Genomic DNA, 23,000 nt, shown 5'->3' with positions numbered 1-23,000 from the left:
ATCAATGTTGTACAAATTGTGGTACCGATTTAGGATTTGTGATATCAATCGAGCCTTGGCTTAACCCAACCAGTTGAGCGACTCGAAAGGCAGAAGTTATAGCTCCTTCATGCAACCCATCACCAAGATAGGCTCCTGCATGGTAGGTGTTGTTCTCGCCATTAGTGGCAACTACTTCATCTCGGTATTGAAAAGATTCAGTGGTATATAATGGGGTGTGATGTTTTTGAATGTGAATGAGCCTATCCCTAGCAATTAACTCTTCTAGTTGGAACGAGAGAAAATAATTTGGTGGCGATGAGATGTCACAAATCTGATTCAGGCAACTGTTATAACCCCATCGGCTTTTTGCCTGAAAAAAATCGAATTCTGATGGTTGTTTAATGCTATAGGGGTTGTATATGGAACTATCTGTATGGAGTAAGGTAGTCGCATAATTGGCTTTCCAAGCAGAAAATCGTTTGATTTCGGCATCGGTTGGATCTGCTAATAGCGCCATCACTTGGTCGGGTGGTGTAGCAAACACGACTTTATCAAACTGCTGAATTTCACCCGTCCTTCGCACAATTTTCACAGCATCCGAGGTTCTGAAAATCCGGTCAATATCTGCATTCAGCAAAACCTCACCCTGGAATCGCGCCAGAATTTTTTCAATGTAAGAATACACACCGCCTTTAATCCTGACCCAGTTGACTGCAACATCGTTGAGTAAAACAGGCATTGCCAATTCTGCCGGAAAATCATCAATCAGTTCCAACGGCATTGAATAGCTATACATAACTAGCAATTTTAGCCAAGTATTGCGAGTACAGGCGCGTTTCAAGTATTGCGACAAAGGCCGATTGTAGAAATCTTGCTGGTGAGCAAATTGTATTCTTAGCCATAATCCAGCAGAACGGGCATAGAGGGTATCGAGACGTAAATATTCGATCAGGCGGCGAATACCTGTGAAGTTCTTCTGGATTGTGACTCCCGATAGAAAGTGGCTGCCATTTTTGAAAAACAGCGCTGAACCCATATTCACAGGTTCTAATTCCACCCCTAACTCTTCCATAAGGGCGATGAAGTTGTGAAACACAGTCGGAAATTCCAAGACTCCATTTTCCAAAATTTCCTGACAATCGGATTGATTTGGCTGAACGTTCTTGTTTAGTGTCCGAATATGTCCACCTAAAGTAGGTTGCCGTTCAAACACAGTCACATGATGCCCCTGTTTATCAAGCAGGTAAGCTGTCACCATGCCACTGGCTCCTCCCCCAAGGATCGCGATTCTCATGATTTACCTCTTAATTAATAGATAATTTGCGTAGGCGTAGCCCGTCGTAGATATCGCCTGTTTAGCCTTATATTCTGTGTGAAGATGCGCCAAACTATATGGGAAACGAACCGCATTCGCGCAGCGTCTCGTAAGAGTTGGACACAAAAAAAGAAAGAAAATTTGGTGCAGCTTCACAAAGAATTGGTATTAGCCTAAAATCACGTCACCTGATAACCGTTGATACAGCAGTGCGCCTGTCCAAAATGTGGCAGCAAAGCCCGGATAGCCAGATGAGGCATTGCAGAAATAGAAATGGTTGAGTGAGGTTTCGTGATTCAGCCGCCCCATACCCATATTGCGCGGTGTCAGACTGGAGCCGTAGGAATTTCCATTGGGACACCAGCAAAAACGCTCATTGGTAGTAGGGCTACCCGTGATATGGAAGACCATGTATTTTCTAAAGTTCGGTACATAGTTTTTTTCCACAACATCAAGGATGGAGTCTAATATTTCTTGCTTTTTCTGGTTGTAAGCTTTGCGATCGCTCTCCCGTAATTCCTGGAAGTAGTTGTAATTAGCAACGGTGAGGAATTCCACAATCTGGCAGTCTTCTGGACAATCTCGACTTGCTGTAGTCAATAAAGTGGGCGTTGTGATGGCAAAACTAGGATTAGAAAAGTCATTGCGATCGTACATCTGCGCGAAAGCTTCATTTAGATCGTGATGCCCTGTATGAAAAAGATTCCACTTGCCAAATCCATACTCTCGGAGGTCGATATCTTTGACGACGCAATAAGCCATGTAGTTAGATGCCGAATATTCATAGTTGAGTTTTCGGCGTACACTTTTAGAAAACTGCGATTCCCCGATCATCTTGGCGGCTTTTTTGGGGTCAATATTGCAAATTACAGTGTCGCTTGTAAATTCATGGGTTTGATGGGTGGTGAGATCCATCGCTTGAACTCCCGTAACCGTTCTGTCTGTAACTCTAAAATTCGTAACTTCATGGTTGAGAAGCACCTGTCCTCCCAATGATTCGATGACATTAACCAACGAATTAATCACATGCTCAAAATGCTGGGTTGGGTAAAATGCACCTGCTTGATAGCCTCGGAACAATATCACCCAAGCATAGAAGGAGAGTTGATTTGGAGGCAGCAAAAAATCAGGCCATTGCAGGGCTAATAGAGTTTGAGCATCTTGGGGTAGTTGGAACTTGTCAAAGACATCCTGAAGTGTGCTGTTGAGATACTGGACGGCAGAAAATGCCTCATTTAGATGTTTGAGCAGTTCAATTGGCTTGAGCGGTGGAGAGAGTTTTTTCAAACCTTCACCAGTCTTTTCCACTTCGTTGACAAATTGGCAAATGCGATCGCCATGAGCAGGAAACAGATCAGACAATCGCTGGATTAGTTCCTCTGGCTCCGAGGGAATATCCAAACTATGCTCTGGCATTCGCATGCGATCAAAGCCTTCCGAGTCATAACGTTCAAAAGTTACTTCTTGCTCTAACCCTAGTTTTTTGAGTACCCGATTGACGGTTTGCCCTTCACCGCAGTCCCAGACGTAGTGAAATTGAGCGTTAAACGTATACTTTTTAGCCATTGTAAACGTATGCCCAAAGCCTCCGGGATGCTCATGGGCTTCGAGAATTTGCACAGTCTTGCCAGACTTTGCCATCAAAGCGCCAAAGACTAATGCTGATAAACCACTACCGACAATCAGGTAATCCGGTTTCATAAGAGAGTTCCTCGAACAATAATAGGACTTACGCAAAATATCTCTCAAACTCTGATTTCTCTGTGTCGCGCCATAACGGATGTCTGGTTGCACCTTCCAATACCCGTTAAAAGATTCAACTTTTCTTACAAGCTTGCCGCATCAAGATCCGGTTGTTTTTATACACCTCTAAAGTTCCAGACTGCGGGTTATCCAAGGTGCCATCCCACACCCAATATTCATAATTTCTATTCCGAAACTTATACACTCGAACACCTTCTGTCGCTTGCTTAGTTCCTTTGCCCAAACTTAAATTCCCGTTGGGATTGTTCCCCCGATAGAGCAGTTCACCAGAAGTATAATTCTGCCAAATATTGATGTTGTAGCCACCCTGACATTTCGTACTCAGGATGATGCCAGCAGTAGAATCAGCAGAAGCAGGTAAGGAAAAATTAGCTAAGACACTGATTGGCAGAGCAAGGAGTAACGCGGATATTTTCAGTAATGTTTTCATAGGTGTTGTAAAATTAATTTTTTGGTAACATTTGCCTGTGCTGCGATCGCCTGATCATTTCTTTAAATATCTTCAGAAATTAAATATGCGTTATCCAGAATCCTTATAGAGACGTAGCAATGCTACGTCAAAACAATTCTTTTTCACTTCTATGTCTAATCTTGGTAGTCTAGGCTAAAATAGTGCATTAGACGTAGACTTTTGTTGGGTGGAGCGGAGCGCAACCCAACTGATTATCAGGATGTTGGCTTTGGCAAAGCCTCCAACGCCACTTGCTACAACGCGGGAAACCCGCGCAACGCAGTAGCTCCCCAACCGACAATTTTTTTTGCAATCATTTTAGCCTAGAGAGTCCACTACAAGACTACCGAGATTTTTTCAGAAATCAAATATGATTCCTATATGTCTAATCTTGGTAGATTAATAGTTCAAAGCCTTAGACAGGAATCGAAATGCTCATTCCATGACTAATTCTGTCTAGCATCTGCCTCGCCTGAGTGACATCCTCGTTGCTACCTGTCACCAGGATGATGAACTCGCCTGCTTGGATTTGAGTCTCGTACTTCAGTACCTCGTGCTTCGGGATTCCTAACCCTCCTAACGCACCCGCCAGTCCTCCTATAGCAGCAGCACCAGCAGCACCAACAAGCGTTCCTTCTAACCAACCCGCCAACACTCCTGCAATAGGACCAGCAATGATGATCGGGGCTACTCCGGGAATAAACAACACTCCAGCCCCAGCTAAAATGCCAAATAAACCTCCGACGAAGCTACCCCAATAACCACCTCCTGCGGCTCCAGCTTTGGCCGTATCTTTCCAGGTGAGAAATCCGCGCACATGTTCAGTGGTTTGGTAGTCTTTGCCAATAATCGAGAGCTTTTGCATATCGAAGCCTGATTTTTGCAGCTCCAATACAACCCTTTCTGCTTCTGCATGGGAGGGGAAATGAGCAACAACCGTATGTGTGTATGTCATGAATTTGTCTCCTTTATATATGTCAAGCTAATTCAATAATTCGTAATTCCTAATTAAAAAGAGTTTCTACCTAGTGCTTATACAAGCAGTCGGAGTTTTATTTGGAGGCTGAAATAGTCTTTAATTACGAATTACAAACTTGTACTGTCCTTCGACTACGCTTAGGAACCGCGTAGCCGTTGGCGCAGCCTCTCGTAGAGAAGTATTACGAATTATTTTAATCGTGTCTTACTTCTTTGTAGTTACTGCTGCGAATTCGGCATCTAGTCTAGCAGCGATCGCTTCTAAGGTTGCTTTTTCAGCCTCTTCGAGCGTTGCGATCGCTAGGAAAGTTGCCGTAGCTGCATGATCTTCAGCTTTATCTGCCCGATGTTCGAGTTTCTTTGCTTTGCGACCCGTTTTCCATTCCTCGACATGGGACTTCACTTCAGATTCTTTTTCCTCGAATTGAGCTTTGAACTTTGCCCGGTACTCATCGAATTCTTGTTTCTTAGCGTCTAGCTTTGTTTTCGCTTCATCAAGTTGAGATTCAATCTCAATTTGAGTTTTTTTCGGCGCAGATTGAATACTTTCCCTCAGCGATTTTACCCGATCTTCAACCGCTTCTAAATTGTCATGAAGATTTTTGGTGAACTTATCAATTGCAGTAGTCATGATAATTGCTCTACTATGTTCAATTTCTAAAATATGGCTATATTATGTTTCAAGTTGAGATTTAATCTCAGATTGAGTTTTTTGACCACACACTTAATAGTTACAAATTTTGACAAATATAACCTCTACCTTTTGAACGTTTTAGTAGAAGTTATACAATTCATACACAATTTAAAGCATTTTTGATGAAGCTGCATAGAATTCGATCCCCCCTAACCCACGCCAGTCGCTCATGGGGGAAACCCCCTTGGCGTTAGCCTCTCCCTTTGGGAGAAGACCGCGCCCGCTCCCCTTAATAAGCAGGGCTGATTCATTCCCCAAAAGACCTTAATTTACAAGCGTATCAGTCAAAAAAATCAGGTTTTTAAACACTCTAATTGGGTCAAAAACCAGGCGATCGCACTTAAATTTACCGATTGAAACAGTAATTTTTCGATTACCAACTCACTAAATTTTCTGGTTGATACTCTTGACAAAATTCTGATCTGAACGAATGAAACAGCCCTGCCTTAATAAGGGGGGAACCGGAAAAACATCTATCAAAGTCCCCCAATTTATCGGGGGATTTAGGGGGATCAAGATATGTGCAACTTCACATTAAATTGGTATAATAAGTATTAATATTATTTTGTAGTTAGCGGCTATAGCTCTGATTTTAGGACTAGAGTCCTCTCTACAAGATGCTACACCTAGCAAGATCCCTAAAGGGGTAAATTTTAGTATAATGCTAAATAGACAACGCTGTAGAAGTGCATCAATACTATACTTCTACAGCGTGATTTAAATAGATTCGGCTTTTATTTAATACCAATTGTCCAAAAGATAATCTTTACTATAGAAGCAAATGCTTTTCATTCTCAAAATAAATTCACTACAAATAAGCTGATAGTGTCAAAATGTTATGTGTATAGTTTATTTAGAAAGTCATTTATGCCGAAAGCAATTTGGAATGGTGCTGTTTTAGCCGAGAGTGATAATACTGTAGTTGTGGAAGGCAACCATTATTTTCCTGTTGACACCATTGACAAACAGTACTTCACAGAAACTAACACCCACACTACTTGTCCTTGGAAAGGTGTTGCCAGTTACTACAGTATCGAAGTTGATGGGCAAATCAATAAAGATGCTGCTTGGTATTATCCCAGCGCCAAGGAGAAAGCTAAGAATATTGAGGGTTATGTGGCATTTTGGAAAGGTGTAAAAGTTGAGGCTTGATACAGGTTCCTGGAAGTATTTTAGTTTCAGGGAATTGATATTATGTCCAACTAATTGCCCATAAAATAATTAGCCCGCTCAGGCTTATGTCTGCGCGGGCTAATTACTTAAACTATTTGCGGATTTATTTTAATACGTAATTATATCTTCGCCTTGCGAAACGCTGCAAGATTTCTCTTCGCTAGCCAACCCAGACTACCAGCAAGTATACTACCAGCGATGCCTACGGCGAGCTTTGCTAACGCACTTGGTTCGGGTACTGTTGTCAGTAAAATAACGTCACTGGCTATAACAATTATGTTGCCTCCATTATTGCTACCACCGCTAATTTGCTCAGAATTGCCGTTGGTGGTGCTGACGGGAATCGTTACGTTAGTACTCAAGACAATATTACCACTAGAGATACTGATATTGCCGCCGTTGGTGGTGCTATCAAGAATCGTTGCATTACTATCATTAATTATCCTTAGTTCACTAACATTGATATCAATACTGTTTTGGTCACTATCATTGAGGTACCTAAATACGATATTGGAGTACCTAAATACGATATTGGAGTACCCAATTATAATTAATGCTTAATTTGTTAGCTTACAGCAGTTTTCATGTATTTGAACCACATCTGTCGTAGGGGCACAGCAATGCTGTGCCCCTACCGCGTGGTCTATTTACCTGAAAATAGTTGTAAATTTCAAGCATTAGCTATGGATAAGACAGCGATCGCACCAAATGAGTATCCATTTATAATAAATGCTTAAGCTGTTGTTGCTAACAGACAAACATTCGTAAAGTCCGCGTCTGTCTTTGTAACGAGTGGACAAGCTGTTGTTATCATGGGAACTTCATTTGTAACATTGCTGCTGCAAAAGTACTCAAATTATTCTTGTGAAGAGGATTTTCTTTAAGCTTTCCATTGCACGAGTAGCAACATTATGCTGATGCCAAGCTTGATAGAAATCGGGGTAAGGCATATTCTGGGCGCACTTCCAAGCTAAATCGTAGTAATCACCATCCAATCGCCAATAACCACTTAAAGCTTCCACAACAGCTTGAGCAATTTCTGGGTCTTGGTCTGCTGCTGCTTTTAGTTCCAGCACTGCTTGACCATAATCTAATCGCTGCGGTTCATTTCCCTCAACAGCAGTGGTGAGTAATGGCGATTTATTCTTCTGGCGGAGTAATCCGATTAACTTACCAGGAGCCGTCCATAAAGCACCACCAATGTTTTCGCCGATTTTCTCTTGAGCTTTAGTCCAAAGTGTAGTTGCGATGTCTACGACGGGCTACGCCTACGCAGTAGCAACAGCTGTCAGTGTTACAGTTACCATAAATTCACTACAAATTGAGTTGATGTAGAAATTGCTTCAATTGACACAAATAGTATCACGAAAAAGCTAGGCGATTATTAGTAATATAAATTAATCGAGTTTAGATAAGACAAAACAATTGTAGAGACGGCGATTTATCGCGTCTCAAAAACCCAAGCGTATTGTGATATAAATCAGTCTTTTAACCCGCCTGCGCGGATTTTGTCTGTGTAGCCGCGATTTCTAATCGCCAGGGTACTAATACCAATTCAATTAATGATTGCAACACATCCTTGGGTAAAGACCTGACTTTTCATGGTATCTGAAAAACCTCTCTCTAAATCTCTCTCCTTTTAGGAGAGAGACTTTGAATTTTCCCCCTTCCCTATGAGGGAAGGGGGTTAGGGGGTTAGGTTTTTCCTGGTTTTTCCACATAACGTGAAAATTCAGGGGTAAAGACGCGATGAATCGCGTCTCTACAAATGGTCTGTTTGTCGCATTCTTGTTTAAAATTGCTATAAAATTGTGCGTTAGCCTTTGGCCAACGCACCATCAAAAAATATATTAAACCTAATTATCAATTAGAAGCTGCCTTTTCTGCCACAGAATGAATTATTTCTTCTAGGGTTTGGAGTAATTCTTGCTCGTTATAAGGTTTAGAAAAATAAGCCCGCGCCCCCAGTTGCATCGCTAGTTGTCGATGTTTATTGCTGCTACGAGAAGTCAGCATCGCAACTGGAATATTTTTTGTATCAACGTCTGAATTTACCTTACCTAAAAAGCCATAACCATCAAGGCGAGGCATTTCAATATCACAAATTACTGCCTCAACTCTCAATCCACTATGGAGTTTTTCTAAGGCATCTTGACCATCTTTAGCTTGCTCTACTTGATACCCTCCTTTTTCCAGGGTTAAGGCTAAAAAGCGGCGAACATTAATCGAGTCATCTACGATTAAAATTGTGCCTTTCTGTTTAACGGATGCTGCTGATATTTTATTTTCATCAAATATCAGGAATGGTGTTTTTAACCTTGCCGATGGTAATTGAGTGCCTTTGGGAGTCTGACGATTTGTAGCAATCCAATACAGCAACTCATTGACATTAACTAGTGGCACTACTCGACCATCACCGAGAATTGTGCAGTTACTAAAGCCTTCAGGTAAAGGTATATTTCCCTCAACTTGACGGATAGCAACTTCTTGTTCACCCCAACAACGATCTATTTGAATCGCTACTGGCTGATTATTACCTTTGACTACTAACACGCTATTAGTATTAATTGCTGCCGGAGTCTCCAACTCTGGGCTATCATAACGCAGGCAATTAAACTCTAAATAACGAGTCAGGCGAATCAGTGGTAACATGGTTCCTTGCCAATTTAGAACCTCACTACCTGCCATTTGGAAAACTCGCTCATCCTGGAGTAAAGATATTTCTGAAATGACATCTGTGGGAAATGCCAATAGGATCTTGTTGATTTCTACTAGCAGAACTCGCGCAACGGAAAGTGTAAAGGGTACTGATAGGGTGAAAGTAGTACCCACTCCTGGCTCAGTATCAACCTTGACATCTCCTCGAATTAGTTTCAGGTTGTTACGAACCACATCCATCCCGACACCGCGACCTGATAATGCTGTAACTTGTTCGGAGGTGCTAAAACCTGCTTCAAAAATCAGTGATAACAGTTCTTCGTCACTAGCATTAGCCAGTAGAGAAGCATCTAATCCCATAGCTAGGGCGCGGGTGCGAATTTTCTCCAGAGAAATGCCCCAACCATCATCACGGATAGTAATGAGGGTGCGATTACTGCGGTGACTCGCTGTAATTTCAATTAATCCTTGTTCTGGTTTACCCAGAAGGTGGCGGGTGGTAGAGTCTTCGATACCATGATCGAAGGCATTCCTTAACAGGTGCATTAAAGGTTCGTTTAATGCTTCTAAAATGCTGCGTTCAATTAAAGTGTTACCACCTTCAATTTTTAACTGGACATTTTTCCCATACTCGACATTTAAATCGCGTAAAGCTCTAGGAAAACGTTCGACTAAATCGGACAGAGGCCGCATTCTGATGTGATTGAGCTTGGTCTGTAACTGTTTGGATGTTTTATTTAGTTTCCGAGCAATATGGTCTGTATCATCTACACTAAGTTGCACATCTGTTGTGACTTCCTGTACCTGAACAATAGTGTCCATAACTTCCTGCGATCGCAAGTTTAAATCGTTATAGCGATCCATTTCTAAGGCATCAAATTCCGTGTTTATACCTTGTATTTGGTGGCCATTTTCAGCTTGCAGTTGCACCCCAGCAGCTTGAGTAGAAATTTTTTCATAAGCTACACGTAAGTCCTGGTTTTCTCGGTCGAGAACTTGGACTCGTTGGTTGAGGTTACGAACGAGTTTGCGTAATCTTTCTAGTTGCGAGTTTAACCCATTTCGCTGAACAATCAGTTCACCACATAAATCATTAATTTGCTCTAGTTGTTTGCTAGGAACTCGGACGCTATTATCATGATTTTCCCGCTCTTTAGCAACGGTAACTGGCTCTCCTTTGCCTTCGCTAAATTTGGCATCGGTCGAATTATCTTCTCTAGCAAATATTGTATTATGTTCGGTGACATTGACAGCATTTACATCATCAGCAAATTCTGCATCCACAAAGGTAAAATTCGCGGCGATACCTGCGCCCAGATGTGCCAATGCTTGATCGTTAGTCCAATTTTCTCTAGTATTTTCTGGTTGCCAAACAGATGTATCGAGGATATCTGTATCAGTTGGATTTGTAGGGAGAAGCTGTGGTATTACTTCTGCTGATAATAGTAGCGGAGATTGCGTATAACTACTCAAGTCAATTGCTGTAGGCAAGTTATCTAGTTGATTTGTCAACACCAAAGCTTGCGATCGCCGCCATGCTTGCAATGCTAACTGAGCAATTTGGGGAATGCGATCGCTACTAACAGTTTCCAAATGCTGCGTTACTGACTCACAAAGCTTGCTAAAAGCTGGTAATTGAAGCATTTCCCCTAAACCGCCCAATTCAGCTGCCATGATTACAACTTCTTCATGCAAACCGGGCTGTTCGCTATCTGCCAATATCGATTCTAGACGCTGCAAACACTCTTCTACTTCGGTTGCAAATAGCAAGGGGATAACATCTTGGCCATCTTCTGGGGATAGCATGGTTGAGGCATCCTCCGGTCCGGGGTCGCCCAAGCGATCGTGCAACTCATCAAAAATTGGGTAACAAAAAGTTGCTAACCATGCATCTTCAACAACATTTCCTTCTGCAAGCAATTCTACAATTTGACGCAGCCAGTCAACTCCAGATAGCAATAAACTTTGCAACTGAGTATCAATTTCTAAAGAATTTTTTTTAGTTTTTAAAACTTTAAAGGAATCTTCCAGACGATGAGCTAAATCACTTAACGATCTAAATCCCATCATCCCCGCGCCACCTTTAATAGAATGAGTGGCGCGGAGTGCAGCATTGATTTTATCCAAATCGATGCGGTTACTAGTATCGATTTCCAGCAATACCCCTTCTAAGGTATTCAAGTAATCAGTTGCTTCTTCCAGAAATTGCATCTGGATTTCTAATTCTTTGTCTTGTTGCATGGTTTTTGTTAATAATCGTTGGGCATTGGGCATCCCTTCTCTACGAGACGCTACGCATAGCTTGCTTCCACGAAGTGGTACGGCTCCGCTCAGGGCAAGTGGGCATTGAGCATTGGACATTGGGCATTAGTTTTAGACAAATGACAAACTTAACTAACTTTGAAAGTCTCCACAGTTTGTTGCAACTGCTGAGAAATCTCCACAGTTTGTTGCAGAGATTCGGAAACTTGGCGAGAAGAATCGCTGGTGCGTTGTGATACAGCAGCAATATCTTTCATCAATTGGCTGACACTTTGGGATGTTTCTACCTGAGATGCAGTTGCAGTAGAAATTGACTGCACTAAGGAGTCAATTTGACGCGATACATCCAAAATTTCACTCAGACTTTGTTTAGCCTCCTCGACAATGCGAGTACCTTCCAGCACTTGGGTAGTGCCGATTTCCATTGCTTGGACTACTTCACTGGTTTCTCGTTGAATATTTTCAACAATCTCTTCAATTTCTTGGGTGGCTGCGGCACTTCTAACTGCTAATTCGCCTACTTCTTCAGCAACGACGGCAAAACCTTGGCCTTCTTCACCTGCACGCGCTGCTTCAATGCCGGCGTTAATGGCAAGTAAGTTGGTTTGAATAGCGATTTGGTTAATCAAGGACACGACGCGGGAAATTTGTTGCGAAGATTCTCCCAAACGTTTCACTTTTTTAGCAGTTTCACCAACGGTTTCCCGCAAAGACAGGATATTTTGTACCGTTAAATCCATCGCGTGTCCACTCTTGGTGGCGGTGTGGGCGGCGTGGTTGGCAACAAATGCAGCTTTTTTGGCGCTTTCGGCTACGGCTTGCATGGATTGGGTCATTTGGTCAACAGCATCAAGGGTGCGGTTGATTTCAGCAGCTTGTGTAAGTGCTTCCTCAGCTAGGTGGCGGATGGCTCCTTCGTTAGAGCCGATGGCAGTATTCACCTGGGTAGCAGTTTGTTTAACTTGGGTAACAATATCCCGCAGGCTTTCGACAATGGAGTTGAAAAAGTCAGCAACAGTACCGATTTCCCCAGCAGTCACGTCTGCACGCACTGTTAAGTCACCTCTGGCTGCACCTTCGACATCGTTGAGCAGTTCTAAAAGTTGCTGTTGCAATGTTTCTTTATCTTGCCGTTCTTCGTCTGAACCGGCAACATTTCTGATTTGTTCGATCTCTTCTAATAACTTGGCTTGTTCTAAGGCATAACCGACTTGAGTTGCTATCTGTTGAAACAAGTCAATTTCCGGCTGTTGCCAAACACGAGGTGTTTCGCAATGATGAGCAATTAATAAGCCTAAAAGTTGCTCTTGGGCAAAAACCGGTACGAGCAAATTACCTTTGACAGCAAATTTTTCCAAAAATTGGATGTAACCACCGGCATTTTTCAAGTTTTGGTCTTGATGAATATTGGCGATGCCTTCGGCAATGACTCCGCCGATGGCTTGCACCTGTCCATCGTGATAAGTTTCTATATAACGTTCCCGAAAATAGCGATCGCTAATTTGCACACCGAGCATTTTCGGCCAATTATCAGTTACCGATTCCGCAACGACTACGCCATCCCAAGTATCTGGATTCAGACTATAAATAATTACCCGGTCTGTTTTGAGCGCTCGGTGAACTTCTTTGACTGCTGCGTGATAAATATCTTCAGTTTTGAGAATTTTCCGAATCCGTAGGGTAATATCTGCTAATAATTTTGCCCCTTCAACGTCGAGTTCTTGTTCCTTAACTAAAACCTGCAATTGTTCGGCCATCTGGTTGATATTTGCACTCAATACCCCTAATTCGTCTTCTCTTTCGATTTCCACACGGGTATTGAATTTACCTTGACCTAGTTTCGCTAATGCCGCAGTTGCATTCAGAATTGGCTGTGTAGTCAGTTTAGCTAACCGAGATGCGATCGCACCGACAATCAATGCTGTCAGTCCTGTACCAATGGCGATAATCCACAATAATTGTCTTTGCGGCTCAAATACAGTTGCGGTATCTGTAGATAAAAGTACTTGCCAGTTTAAATCAGGTAAACCATCTAGGGTACTAGCTGGTACGTAGCTAACTAGTTCTTGTTTTTTCTGAGTTTTGGGAACTTCTATAAAACTATCTAGCTTTTTCGCTACAAGCAGTTTCGGTAAACTAGAATACTCTCCCTTTGCCTCTTTCCCCAACAATTCCTTTTGAGGACTCAAGAAAACTGTTCCCGAAGCATCAAGCAACTGGTATTGTTGTCCATTAGCTACGTAGTTTTTGATTACTTCCTCTAAAGATTTTACGGGCATACGTGCTTGTACCACGCCAATAGTTTGACCCGTCCTTGTCTCTTTCAGAGGTGCAGCTAGATAAATACTCACTACACCAGTATTTTTTGCTGCTTCCGGTTTACTAATTACAGGAGTATCTTTTTGTAAAGCGTCTTGAAAATAGGGACGGTCTTTTTGATTATCTAAGGGTTCGCCTGTGGATTGGACAATTAAGTTACCTTGGCGATCAAAAACAGCAACACTGTCATAAGCTTTGTAGGCTTCAACAAAGCGATCTAGGGCTGCTTGCTTTTGCTGAGTAGTGATACCAGCTTGGGGACTTGTCAAAAATGGCAAGCTTGATATTACCTGAATATCTCCGTAACGCCCCAGCATGAAGCGGTTAACTTTATCACTTAAGCCCGTGGCTACGGCTTGTTGAGACTGGGTAATTTGCTTAGTAATGGACTTGTTGGCAAAACCAAAAGCGATCGCGCCGATGCCCAATACTGGTATTGTCCCGATTGCGATCGCTAAAATAGTCGCTTTCTTAACCAATCCTAGCCTTGTAAAATGGGCAACAGCCTGATTCAAAGAAGAATTATTCGCAGTTTCAGTAGTCAGCTTAGTTGGTAGCTTTACTACATTCCCAATACCTTTTTGAGATGAAATCAATGATGCTCGATTTTGAGCGCCACTACCTTGATTCGTGTTGGTTTTATTAAACATAAAATTAGTTCTCCTAAGTATGTGAATAAGAACACTAAAAATCTTTTTTAGTAATACACTCTAATCACTGTGGAGAATAGAAGATTGCACAATCGCCTGTGCATCTAATACCAGTAATATTTCTTCCTGTTGCACAACGCACCCACATAAATAAGGAACTAAACTGGATGCCACTTGTCCTATAGGAGAATGAATTTCATCAACTATGAACTTGGTTGTACCTTTTATTTCTTGCACAACTAAGCCCAACACCAATGATTCTACTTGGATAACGATTACATTATACTGTCGCGGTCGATAATCGAGGGATTCTAAATTGAGCATTCTTGGCAAATCAACTACCCAAATTATCCGACTCCGCCAATTCATCAATCCTAATATGCAGGGCGGCATATTAGGCATTGAGGTGATAGATTCAACAGGTGCAAGAATTGCTTCTTGCGTATGCCTCATTGATAAAACAGCAGTAGTTTGTTGATTTAGCTGAAACTTCAGATAACCATCTGCTAAATTATTTTGGGTTGGTTTTGAAGAAAGAATAATGTTTGTACTAGTCATTGATTCAAATTACCACTGATTTAATAGTACGTAGGAGAAGTTCACGGGTGTAAGGTTTAGTTATATAGGCATCTGCACCTTGTCGCATCGCCCATAAACGGTCAATTTCTTGATTTTTGGAACTACAAACCACAATTGGCACTTTTGCAGTAATCGGATTTCTCCTCAGAGAACGACACAATTCAAATCCACTCATTTCTGGCATGACTACATCAGTAACGATTGCATCTGGTTTTTCTAACAGAGCTTTTTCTAAACCCTCTTTTGCACCACTTGCTTTAATTACGTTGTAACCACTCTCTTTCAGATAATGGCTCATCAATTCCAATTCGCTGGGAGAATCTTCTACAATCAGAATTGTGCCAAGCAAAGTCAGGCTCACTATTAAATCTCCTAAAAAAATAAATTAAATATATTTTGTTATTAGAATTCAGGAGTCAGGAATCAGAATGGGCTAAACGCCCCGCTACCGCTAACAGAATGGAATTAGCATAGCTTGTTAGTAGCTTACTAACTTCCTCAAGTTGAAGTTTTAATCCCGAAGTATCGCCATATTCCAAATCATTTGAAACAATTAGATAATAACGACATTCTTCCAAAGAACCTTGTGCAATGTTTAAAAAACGTCCTTTATCTGCTAATCCTTTTTTCTTAAACCCTTCCCTACGGGACGCTCCGCGAACTGCTATATTTGCTAGTACAGAAATTGCTGCCCGTCTAAATTGAGAGGTAAGCCCATATATTTCTGATTTAGGAAAGTGAGCAGTAAATGGGTAAAATAATAAAATAAATTGATGTGCTTTCTGCCAAACTATCAACTTTTGAAATATCTTCGCCGCCTGTCTCATTTATTCTAACTCCTGACTCCTAAATTCTGACTCCTGACTCCTAAATCAACCAAGATGCTTAAAAACCATTTTTAGCAATTCTGATTGTGTAAAAGGCTTAGTCAAATATCCTGACGATCTGACGATCTTAGCCTTTGCTCTGTCGATAAATCCAGTTCTCCCAGTCACCATAATGATCGGTGTATTTTTGAAAGCTGAATGTTTTCGTAACAAGGAACATAGCTCATAGCCATCTAAACTTGGCATTTCAACATCTAGCAAAATTAGATCGGGCTTACTCCGCAGAATTTGCATTAAGGCTTTTACTGGATCATTGATCATCACCACTGAAAATGTGTTTTCATCCAAAAAGTGTTTGATGGAATTCAAAACTGTTTGGCTATCATCAATGCAGGCAATTGTATATAGTTTTTTGCCTACAGGTAGCTGAGTAGTTTTATTCTTATCAGGAAGATCAAAATTGATTGGTATCGGCAATTTTTGCCCAAGTTTTATTTGCAGTTGTGGCTGAACTTGAGACGATTGTGTTGTAGACAAAACTTGGGAACCCCCACCAGCCGGAATTGATGACTGGATATTTTGCCGATTCCGTAACTGCTTTTGACAATGTTCAACAAGTAACCGCAAGTCTAGGCGACAGAACTTTGGTAATTCATCCAAAGAGCTTTCTGCACTAAATTCATAGCTACCTTCTTTTAAACACAGAAATGATTCCATTACTTCTTTTGCCAATTCGTCTATCAGGCTTCCTGCTTGCACAGAGGTAATATAGTCCTGATTTACTAACCAACAAATAGCTTGGTAATCCGCATTTGGTATTGATTGATGTTCATTCTTCGTCTCAAACATCAGCCGCATTTGTACGCGAGTGGCGCTGTTGAGAGCAGGAATTTGCTGGCTTAAGCGTCGCAAGTGACTGTCAAGCCGTTCAAACAGTTTATCTGAATAGGAGGCATAAGTAAGTTTACCGTCCTCTAGATAAATTGACCAAGAAACTATTCCAGTAAATATGCTCAAGCACCCTGTAGCACGCCGACTGGTTAATTGTGCCAACAGAGATAGCGGATGTAGTTTCTGGAACAACCTGTAGCTACCTATAGGAGTTGTGCTCATTTTGCTTTTACTTCAGCTAAATTCGATATATGTAAGCTAAATTCGTGTAGAGTTATTCCACAATTGAAATTAAGTAAATTTTATTAAACCTTTGTACTTAAAAATACATCAGCCTTTTCTAGGTTTGTGGTGAAACTCAACGACAGTAGCGTTATTTTCAGATGAGCAAATCTTAGTAAATTCGTAAATTGTGATTAATTTACTTAGTGTTACTGAGATTTATCAACATCTTTCGAGAAATAAGACATAAAAATGTCAAGACTAGATGAAGCCACTTTCCATTGAGTAACCCCAATCTGACCACAGGAATAATACTGATTTTCTTAAAATAATATCTTTGGACTTCTGTATTTATACGTAAGTAAAATCTAATCTTTCACCAAATAAGAACTATATGAAGCCACTTTTCATTAAATATCCCGTTATGACTACAGGGATAATACTGATTTATTTGACAAAAATATACCAAAATTCAGAAGGGATTGTAGGCATACCAGAAAAGGGCGTCAAATTAACCGATGTCTCCAGGTGAATTTTTCTGGTTGTCTAAAATGCGCGAAGCTTAAAAGCTTCGCTTCTCTCTTAAACGTTGATGAGTGCGTTGGCGTAGCCCACCACAGGCACCGCTGAGTGACAGCTTAAGGAAATAGGTGGATGCGATCCTTATATCTTGCACCAGGAGAAGTCGCGGCTACACGAGACTTTACCCGCCTCCGCAGGTTGAAAAGCCTTGATTTGCGTTAGTCCGCGTAGGCGGACGAGAGTTTGTATAGCCGCGATTTCTAATCGCTAGGGCTAGGTGCAAGATGTGAGGATCGCGTCGCACTCGCTTAATTGTTGATGAATGCGTTGGCGTAACCCAACCCAGACACCACTTGCACATCTTTGAAGGTTACTGCCAAACTAACCCTAAGTTAAAATACGAATTAAAGCGAATATTCTGTATTATCTACCATTAACCAGCCTAATTCTTCCTTGAGTATAGTTAACTACTATGGCAAAAGATAGATTTCATAATATTGTCAGAAACGCTTTAGAAAAAGACGGCTGGAAGATTACGGCTAACCCTTATGAAGTCAATGTGGATGATGTAGATTTTGAGATTTATTTAGCAGCAGAGCAACTTTTAGGAGCAGAGAGAGAGGGACAAAAAATAGCGGTGGAAATTAAAAAACTCAGACAACAACCTTTTTACCTAGCAAAGTCTAGCTATACTTGACTTTCCTGCTTATAATTGAGGATGAATTAATTTACAGCTTTTGCGTATGAGCCTCTTGGCTCATACAATCTTCGTAAACCTAAAGTGCGGATGAAAGGACTTGAACCTTCACTCCTTTCGGAACTAGAACCTAAATCTAGCGCGTCTGCCAATTTCGCCACATCCGCATCAGTTAACTATATTAGCATAAGAAATTATTTTTAGCAATAGGCAATGGGGAATGAGGGAGCAGAGCAAAAGTTGCAGTAAGTCTTCTTGCAATGCCCAATGCCCACTTGCCCTGAGCGGAGCCGTACCACTTCGTGGAAGCAAGCTACGCGTCTCGTAGAGAAGGGATGCCCAATGCCCAATTACATGACTGCAACACGAGGCAGACGATGCTTGAACCCGCAGAGAATTTCCCAAGAAATAGTGTTTAATTGTTCTGCCCAATCGTCTGCGGAAATTTGTTCTTTTCCCTGTTCACCTAGCAAGGTGACTACTTCTCCTTCTTGGATATTGGGTATGGCACTCACATCTAGCATCAGCTGATCCATTGTAATTGTCCCAATTTGCGACACTCGCTGACCGCGAATTAACACCTGCATTTTGTTGGAAAGACTGCGAGGTACACCGTCAGCATAGCCAATTCCCACGACGGCGAGGCGAAGTTCACGCGGGGCAATAAATTGATGGCCGTAGCTAACAGCTGTTCCTGCGGCAATTGTTTTAACTTGGGTGACTCGTGCTTTAAGTTGCAAAACCGGCTTGAGATCGATCGCCTTTTGTAAATGGGTTGCTGGGTAAAGTCCATAAACGGCTAAACCGACTCGCACAATGTCATAGTGTAATGCTGGATCTGTGAGTGCAGCTGCTGAGTTTGCCAAGTGCAAGCAGGGTGGCTCGATTCCCATTGCTTTGATTTGAGCGATCGCTTCCTCAAATCGTCTATGCTGTTCTTCCATTGCCGTAGTATCAGGATCATCTGCTGTTGCCAAATGAGAATAAATGCTGGCAATCTCAAGATGTGGTAAACGCTGTACTAATTGCACAAACTCACCAGCTTGCTGCCAATTAGTTCCCAATCTAGACATTCCCGTATCTAATTTGATGTGTACGGGCACTGGAGAACCATAATCCATCGATTCTAGAGTGTCGGAAAATACTAGAGCTTGTTTAGGGCTACAGAGTGTGGGCTGAAGTTTCCAATGTGCGATCGCCTGAATCTGTTCTGGTGTATGAGTTGCCCCTAAAATCAAGATGGGCGCTTCAATTCCGCCTTCTCGCAATTGAATAGCTTCGGGAACTGTAGCCACTCCTAGCCAACTAGCTCCCGATTGGATGACGGTTTGAGCGACTGTTACGGCTCCATGTCCATAAGCATCAGCTTTGACTACTGCCATCAACTGGGTACGCGGCGATAAAAACTCCACCAATTGCTGTACATTGTACGACAATGCCCCTAAATCAATTTCTACCCAGGCTCGTTGCGAAAACCACGCGTAGGGATCGCACTGCTGATTAGGAACTATACCAGGGATTTCTTTGCGACTTAACATTTGTACTGACTCCTATCCCACGTAAAGCTAAACTTTCAAGTTATCTATCTATACACGCTCCTCAAAGCGAGATCAGATTAAATAGTTAAATAGGAAGTTTAACCTTCATATTGGAATTGATACAATATCTTGCGGCGCGAAAGTAAAAGTTAAGAATTATGAGTTAGGAGTAAATCTGACTTTTCACGTTATCTGGAAAAGCTAACGCGAAACCTAACCCCCCAGCCCCCTTCCCTACTAGCGTTGGGGGAGAATTCAAAGTCTCTCTCCTTAAAGGAAGAGAGAAATAGAAGTGAGGTTTTCCAGATCCCGTGAAAAGTCAGAGGAGTAAATCTTAGGGACTTCCAAAGAAAAAAATATTCCAAAACTGACGCAAAAACCTCTGTATTTCTCCTCTCTCTGTGTTCTCTGCGCCTCTGTGGTTCGTTTATTTGCATAATTTATTTCTTGGAAATCCCTTATGGCTCGACTTTTCGCTACGTTCTTTTCTACCAGACGCTGCACGATTGCCTTAGTCTATGTAAGACTCTTTGCACTAGGTTAGGAATTTTACTTCCAAACTCCAAACCCCTGTAGAGACGCGATTAATCGCGTCTCTACTCCTAACTTAATTTCCGAATTCTCCCAAAAGTATAATTTCTGATCATTTTCCTAGCAGGGTGTATTTGTGTTAATATTTATGTAAAGCTAATACCCTGAGCGCAGATAAATGGGGAAGGTTTTAGTCTTAAACGCCTCTTACGAACCTCTCAATATAACGAGTTGGCGTCGTGCTGTAGTTCTTTTAATCAAGGGCAAAGCAGAACACGTGGAACACAACGGTAAATTCCTGTACTCGGATTTCCCGTTGCCGACCGTGATCCGGTTGCGTCACTACGTGCGTGTTCCTTATAAAGAAATTCCTCTGACTCGCCGAAATATATTGCACCGTGATGGTCATGCCTGTCAATACTGTGGTTACACAGGGGATGAGTTGACACTAGACCATGTAATACCGCGATCGCGCGGCGGAGGCGATAGCTGGGAGAACATTGTTACCGCTTGTGTCCGTTGCAACGTCAAAAAAGGCAGTCGGACTCCCCACGAAGCTCACATGCCATTGCGTCATCCCCCGCGCCAACCTTATAGCAGCCTCTATTTCGAGGTCAGCAAACATCTTAAGAGTGGACTGCATACAGAGTGGCAAAAGTATGTTATTGGTCTTTGAGCAAAAAAGTGGAGGAGAAAGAAGAGATACCCTATTTCTTTGGGACAAGCCAATAACTTTAAACATCGTCCATTTTAAAACCTGGAGTAGTGCGGGCATCTAGCCCGCAGCTACCAGTAGGCAGCAAGATGCTCACACTACTTTTAAAACCTATGGTTCTCGAATATAGATGTGGTTGAGTTATGGGTGTTGAAAAATTGGCGGGTGGCTTGCAACGAAGGCGAGGGCGTCAACGCTTAAGCCTCTACATTTGTGCATGGGATTTCCCCCTTTGCTCCTGATCTTCCCTGCCTTTTGGCTTCTTCCATTAGGCTTCGCTCTAAATAATCAGAATTTTCAAAGGGGATAGGAAACACCCATTGGTCATCAAAAATAATTGTTAATTGCTCAATAGTCATAATAATGAGAATATTAAGTATAAGAAGAATATTTTAAATATCAAGGACTAATCCCAAAGTATAAGATAGAAAGTATGCCCTAAGTCAGATAAAAACCCCCCTGAGTCGATTTCCAGAAGATAAAAAAGCTCCTAAAAGAGGTTGATTCTGCCAGATACAGCCCGATACCTAAACTTCGTTGCTGTAGCCCTCTAGTAGAATTTAGTTGATGTTAAGCGCCCTTACTGACAAAAAATATACTTAGATGTATAGTGCAAAGTCTTGAGATTTTTGCGAAGATCACTATAATGTGGCTAAATTCAGTGAATTGCTGCTCGTAGTATTTCTGAATTAAAGGAGCCTTACACTTTAAAAAAGTTCCCTATGTACTTGAATTCTTCCGTTACTCAGTTTGAGAGTTTGTCATTGACCACAGAGCCAAACCCAGAGGAACCTGAAATCGAGAAAGCGCCAGTAGAAGTTACATTTAAGAGTCCTTCATTACCGCCATCGGTAGGTGACGGACCGATATATCTCAGTCACCGTGGTAATTCTCTGTCACAACAAAAGTCAGAAGAACTGCAAAAAACCCTTCTGGCACACCGGCACGATCGCCAACTGGTAATTCTGCAAGATTTTCCTGACCCTGATGCCCTTTCCTGTGCCTGGGCTTACCAGTTAATTGCCCAGCAATATGATATCAAATGTGAAATCATTTATGCTGGTGCATTGAGCCATCAAGAGAATATTGCCTTGGTAAGGCTGACTAACTTACCTATCCAACGCTGGACGCCGCAAACCTTAAAAACCAAAGATTTGTCATGTTATCAAGGTTTTGTATTAATTGATAACCAGGGAACCACTTCGCAGCTACTGTCATCGGTGCAGCAGGCGAGAATTCCCCTAGTGGTACTCATCGACCATCACAGTATCCAAGGTGATCTTCACTCAGAGTTTGAGGATATCCGTCCTTATGTCAGAGCGACGGCAACAATTTTTACTCAATACCTGCAAACAGGATTATTGGCATTAGATAGCAGCATAAATCAACACGTCAAATGTGCTACTGCCTTGATGCACGGCTTGCGATCGGATACAAATCGGTTAATGCAAGCGCAAGAAGAAGACTTTATGGCAGCTGCGTACTTAAGCCGATTTTATGACGCCCAATTGCTGAATGCCATTTTACAGGCGAACCGTTCTAAGCGGGTAATGGATGTGATCGAGCGATCGCTAAAAAATCGCATCGTCCAAAATAACTTTTCCATTGCTGGTGTTGGTTATTTACGCTACGAAGACCGTGACGCCATCCCCCAAGCGGCTGATTTTCTCGTTACTGAAGAAAACGTCCACACTGCCGTAGTTTACGGTATCGTTCACGATGAAGACGAAGAACTAGAAATAGTCATTGGTTCCCTGAGAACCAGTAAACTTACCCTTGACCCCGATGAATTCATCAAAGAAGCCTTTGGACAAGATAGTGCAGGGCGCTTTTTCGGCGGTGGAAGAACAAGCGCAGGTGGCTTTGAAATTCCGATGGGCTTCTTATCAGGCAGCAACGAAAATTCCGCTTATGCGAAAATGAAATGGGAAGTATTCGACGCTCAAATTAAGCAAAAACTGTTGAGGTTAGTTAACCCTAGAGATAACCCGATTCAGTCGGAGTAGAGGGGACTCAAGGAGACGCGGAGAACTCGTAACTAATCCAGCAGTCAAAGTGTTTGGTCATATAGCATCCTTTACCGATTTTTGATAAAAGTCGGTAATTTGGGTTTTCTGACGAATGCTGAACTAAATCAAAGTTACAGCAATTTTCAGGTAAATAGACCACAGTGATTGAACCAACCGAGGGCATCATCTTCGGTAATGTAATTGACAGCAACCGCCATTGCTT

The 23,000-nt window shown here is 42.0% G+C and carries 19 protein-coding genes, 1 tRNA gene and 1 pseudogene; 4 read left to right on the top strand and 17 right to left on the bottom strand.

Annotated features, from left to right (window positions below):
- Window position 1 precedes the first annotated feature (1 nt).
- From V7K97_RS07325 to V7K97_RS07305, 5 genes are all read right to left on the bottom strand, one after another.
- Window positions 2-1,276, bottom strand: coding sequence for an FAD-dependent oxidoreductase (locus V7K97_RS07325; protein ID WP_334800145.1), 1,275 nt, complete (start codon window positions 1,274-1,276; stop codon window positions 2-4).
- A gap of 189 nt (window positions 1,277-1,465) precedes the next feature.
- On the bottom strand, window positions 1,466-2,998 hold the full coding sequence (locus V7K97_RS07320) for a phytoene desaturase family protein (RefSeq protein WP_334800143.1): 1,533 nt from the start codon (window positions 2,996-2,998) through the stop codon (window positions 1,466-1,468).
- Between the two features lie 115 nt (window positions 2,999-3,113).
- On the bottom strand, window positions 3,114-3,491 hold the full coding sequence (locus tag V7K97_RS07315) for a hypothetical protein (RefSeq protein ID WP_334800142.1): 378 nt from the start codon (window positions 3,489-3,491) through the stop codon (window positions 3,114-3,116).
- 436 nt (window positions 3,492-3,927) lie between these two features.
- The gene (locus V7K97_RS07310) at window positions 3,928-4,467 is read right to left on the bottom strand and encodes a general stress protein (RefSeq protein WP_334800141.1); all 540 of its coding nucleotides are present in this window, start codon (window positions 4,465-4,467) and stop codon (window positions 3,928-3,930) included.
- A gap of 228 nt (window positions 4,468-4,695) precedes the next feature.
- Window positions 4,696-5,121, bottom strand: a complete 426-nt coding sequence (locus V7K97_RS07305) for a hypothetical protein (protein ID WP_334800139.1) — start codon at window positions 5,119-5,121, stop codon at window positions 4,696-4,698.
- A gap of 930 nt (window positions 5,122-6,051) precedes the next feature.
- On the opposite strand from V7K97_RS07305, the gene V7K97_RS07300 reads away from it, so the two are divergent.
- Window positions 6,052-6,336: a DUF427 domain-containing protein gene (locus V7K97_RS07300; RefSeq protein WP_334800137.1), complete on the top strand. Its 285-nt coding sequence runs from the start codon at window positions 6,052-6,054 to the stop codon at window positions 6,334-6,336.
- Between the two features lie 140 nt (window positions 6,337-6,476).
- Here V7K97_RS07300 and V7K97_RS07295 read toward each other — a convergent pair whose 3' ends face one another.
- The 8 genes from V7K97_RS07295 to V7K97_RS07260 form a co-directional block, all read right to left on the bottom strand.
- Window positions 6,477-6,719 carry a hypothetical protein gene (locus tag V7K97_RS07295; RefSeq protein WP_334800136.1) on the bottom strand — a complete coding sequence of 81 codons (243 nt, stop codon included), beginning with the start codon at window positions 6,717-6,719 and terminating at the stop codon, window positions 6,477-6,479.
- Window positions 6,720-7,208: 489 nt separating this feature from the next.
- Window positions 7,209-7,433 (bottom strand): hypothetical protein, encoded by a 225-nt coding sequence (locus V7K97_RS31940; protein WP_442936850.1) that lies wholly within the window; start codon window positions 7,431-7,433, stop codon window positions 7,209-7,211.
- A 787-nt stretch (window positions 7,434-8,220) separates the two neighbouring features.
- Window positions 8,221-11,256: a hybrid sensor histidine kinase/response regulator gene (locus tag V7K97_RS07285; RefSeq protein WP_334800184.1), complete on the bottom strand. Its 3,036-nt coding sequence runs from the start codon at window positions 11,254-11,256 to the stop codon at window positions 8,221-8,223.
- A gap of 149 nt (window positions 11,257-11,405) precedes the next feature.
- Window positions 11,406-14,246: a methyl-accepting chemotaxis protein gene (locus V7K97_RS07280; protein WP_334800133.1), complete on the bottom strand. Its 2,841-nt coding sequence runs from the start codon at window positions 14,244-14,246 to the stop codon at window positions 11,406-11,408.
- A 60-nt stretch (window positions 14,247-14,306) separates the two neighbouring features.
- Entirely contained in the window at window positions 14,307-14,804 is a 498-nt protein-coding gene (locus V7K97_RS07275; protein WP_334800132.1) for a chemotaxis protein CheW, read from the bottom strand.
- A gap of 4 nt (window positions 14,805-14,808) precedes the next feature.
- Window positions 14,809-15,186 carry a response regulator transcription factor gene (locus V7K97_RS07270; protein WP_334800130.1) on the bottom strand — a complete coding sequence of 126 codons (378 nt, stop codon included), beginning with the start codon at window positions 15,184-15,186 and terminating at the stop codon, window positions 14,809-14,811.
- A gap of 55 nt (window positions 15,187-15,241) precedes the next feature.
- The gene (locus tag V7K97_RS07265; RefSeq protein WP_334800129.1) at window positions 15,242-15,652 is read right to left on the bottom strand and encodes a four helix bundle protein; all 411 of its coding nucleotides are present in this window, start codon (window positions 15,650-15,652) and stop codon (window positions 15,242-15,244) included.
- Window positions 15,653-15,697: 45 nt separating this feature from the next.
- Window positions 15,698-16,765, bottom strand: a complete 1,068-nt coding sequence (locus V7K97_RS07260; RefSeq protein ID WP_334800128.1) for a response regulator — start codon at window positions 16,763-16,765, stop codon at window positions 15,698-15,700.
- 994 nt (window positions 16,766-17,759) lie between these two features.
- Between V7K97_RS07260 and V7K97_RS07255 the strand changes: the two are divergent.
- A pseudogene (locus V7K97_RS07255) lies at window positions 17,760-17,951 on the top strand (element excision factor XisH family protein); the annotation flags it as partial.
- Between the two features lie 118 nt (window positions 17,952-18,069).
- Here the strand turns inward: V7K97_RS07255 and V7K97_RS07250 are convergent.
- Both V7K97_RS07250 and alr read right to left on the bottom strand, forming a co-directional pair.
- Window positions 18,070-18,151: transfer RNA gene (locus tag V7K97_RS07250), tRNA-Leu, on the bottom strand.
- Between the two features lie 183 nt (window positions 18,152-18,334).
- The gene (gene alr, locus V7K97_RS07245; protein ID WP_334800125.1) at window positions 18,335-19,522 is read right to left on the bottom strand and encodes an alanine racemase; all 1,188 of its coding nucleotides are present in this window, start codon (window positions 19,520-19,522) and stop codon (window positions 18,335-18,337) included.
- 709 nt (window positions 19,523-20,231) lie between these two features.
- On the opposite strand from alr, the gene V7K97_RS07240 reads away from it, so the two are divergent.
- Window positions 20,232-20,729, top strand: coding sequence for an HNH endonuclease (locus tag V7K97_RS07240; protein ID WP_190890185.1), 498 nt, complete (start codon window positions 20,232-20,234; stop codon window positions 20,727-20,729).
- A gap of 236 nt (window positions 20,730-20,965) precedes the next feature.
- Here V7K97_RS07240 and V7K97_RS07235 read toward each other — a convergent pair whose 3' ends face one another.
- Window positions 20,966-21,127 carry a hypothetical protein gene (locus tag V7K97_RS07235; protein ID WP_334800123.1) on the bottom strand — a complete coding sequence of 54 codons (162 nt, stop codon included), beginning with the start codon at window positions 21,125-21,127 and terminating at the stop codon, window positions 20,966-20,968.
- Window positions 21,128-21,490: 363 nt separating this feature from the next.
- Between V7K97_RS07235 and V7K97_RS07230 the strand changes: the two genes are divergently transcribed.
- Entirely contained in the window at window positions 21,491-22,774 is a 1,284-nt protein-coding gene (locus tag V7K97_RS07230) for a DHH family phosphoesterase (protein WP_334800122.1), read from the top strand.
- A 7-nt stretch (window positions 22,775-22,781) separates the two neighbouring features.
- Here the strand turns inward: V7K97_RS07230 and V7K97_RS07225 are convergent.
- Window positions 22,782-23,000 (bottom strand): hypothetical protein (locus tag V7K97_RS07225; RefSeq protein WP_334800121.1); only part of this gene is annotated, 219 nt, incomplete at its 5' end.

Origin of the sequence: Nostoc sp. (genome assembly GCF_036917815.1) — a bacterium.
Taxonomy (GTDB): Bacteria; Cyanobacteriota; Cyanobacteriia; order Cyanobacteriales; family Nostocaceae; genus Nostoc.
This window is presented reverse-complemented; position numbering and strand designations above follow the sequence as displayed.

Coding starts and splice junctions, on each gene's coding strand:
- V7K97_RS07315 (WP_334800142.1), bottom strand. CDS start 3,491: ATGAAAACATTACTGAAAATATCCGCGTTACTCCTTGCTCTGCCAATC.
- V7K97_RS07280 (WP_334800133.1), bottom strand. CDS start 14,246: ATGTTTAATAAAACCAACACGAATCAAGGTAGTGGCGCTCAAAATCGA.
- V7K97_RS07325 (WP_334800145.1), bottom strand. CDS start 1,276: ATGAGAATCGCGATCCTTGGGGGAGGAGCCAGTGGCATGGTGACAGCT.
- V7K97_RS07235 (WP_334800123.1), bottom strand. CDS start 21,127: ATGACTATTGAGCAATTAACAATTATTTTTGATGACCAATGGGTGTTT.
- V7K97_RS07305 (WP_334800139.1), bottom strand. CDS start 5,121: ATGACTACTGCAATTGATAAGTTCACCAAAAATCTTCATGACAATTTA.
- V7K97_RS07310 (WP_334800141.1), bottom strand. CDS start 4,467: ATGACATACACACATACGGTTGTTGCTCATTTCCCCTCCCATGCAGAA.
- alr (WP_334800125.1), bottom strand. CDS start 19,522: ATGTTAAGTCGCAAAGAAATCCCTGGTATAGTTCCTAATCAGCAGTGC.
- V7K97_RS07260 (WP_334800128.1), bottom strand. CDS start 16,765: ATGAGCACAACTCCTATAGGTAGCTACAGGTTGTTCCAGAAACTACAT.
- V7K97_RS07240 (WP_190890185.1), top strand. CDS start 20,232: ATGGGGAAGGTTTTAGTCTTAAACGCCTCTTACGAACCTCTCAATATA.
- V7K97_RS07300 (WP_334800137.1), top strand. CDS start 6,052: ATGCCGAAAGCAATTTGGAATGGTGCTGTTTTAGCCGAGAGTGATAAT.
- V7K97_RS07230 (WP_334800122.1), top strand. CDS start 21,491: ATGTACTTGAATTCTTCCGTTACTCAGTTTGAGAGTTTGTCATTGACC.
- V7K97_RS07275 (WP_334800132.1), bottom strand. CDS start 14,804: ATGACTAGTACAAACATTATTCTTTCTTCAAAACCAACCCAAAATAAT.
- V7K97_RS07265 (WP_334800129.1), bottom strand. CDS start 15,652: ATGAGACAGGCGGCGAAGATATTTCAAAAGTTGATAGTTTGGCAGAAA.
- V7K97_RS07320 (WP_334800143.1), bottom strand. CDS start 2,998: ATGAAACCGGATTACCTGATTGTCGGTAGTGGTTTATCAGCATTAGTC.
- V7K97_RS07285 (WP_334800184.1), bottom strand. CDS start 11,256: ATGCAACAAGACAAAGAATTAGAAATCCAGATGCAATTTCTGGAAGAA.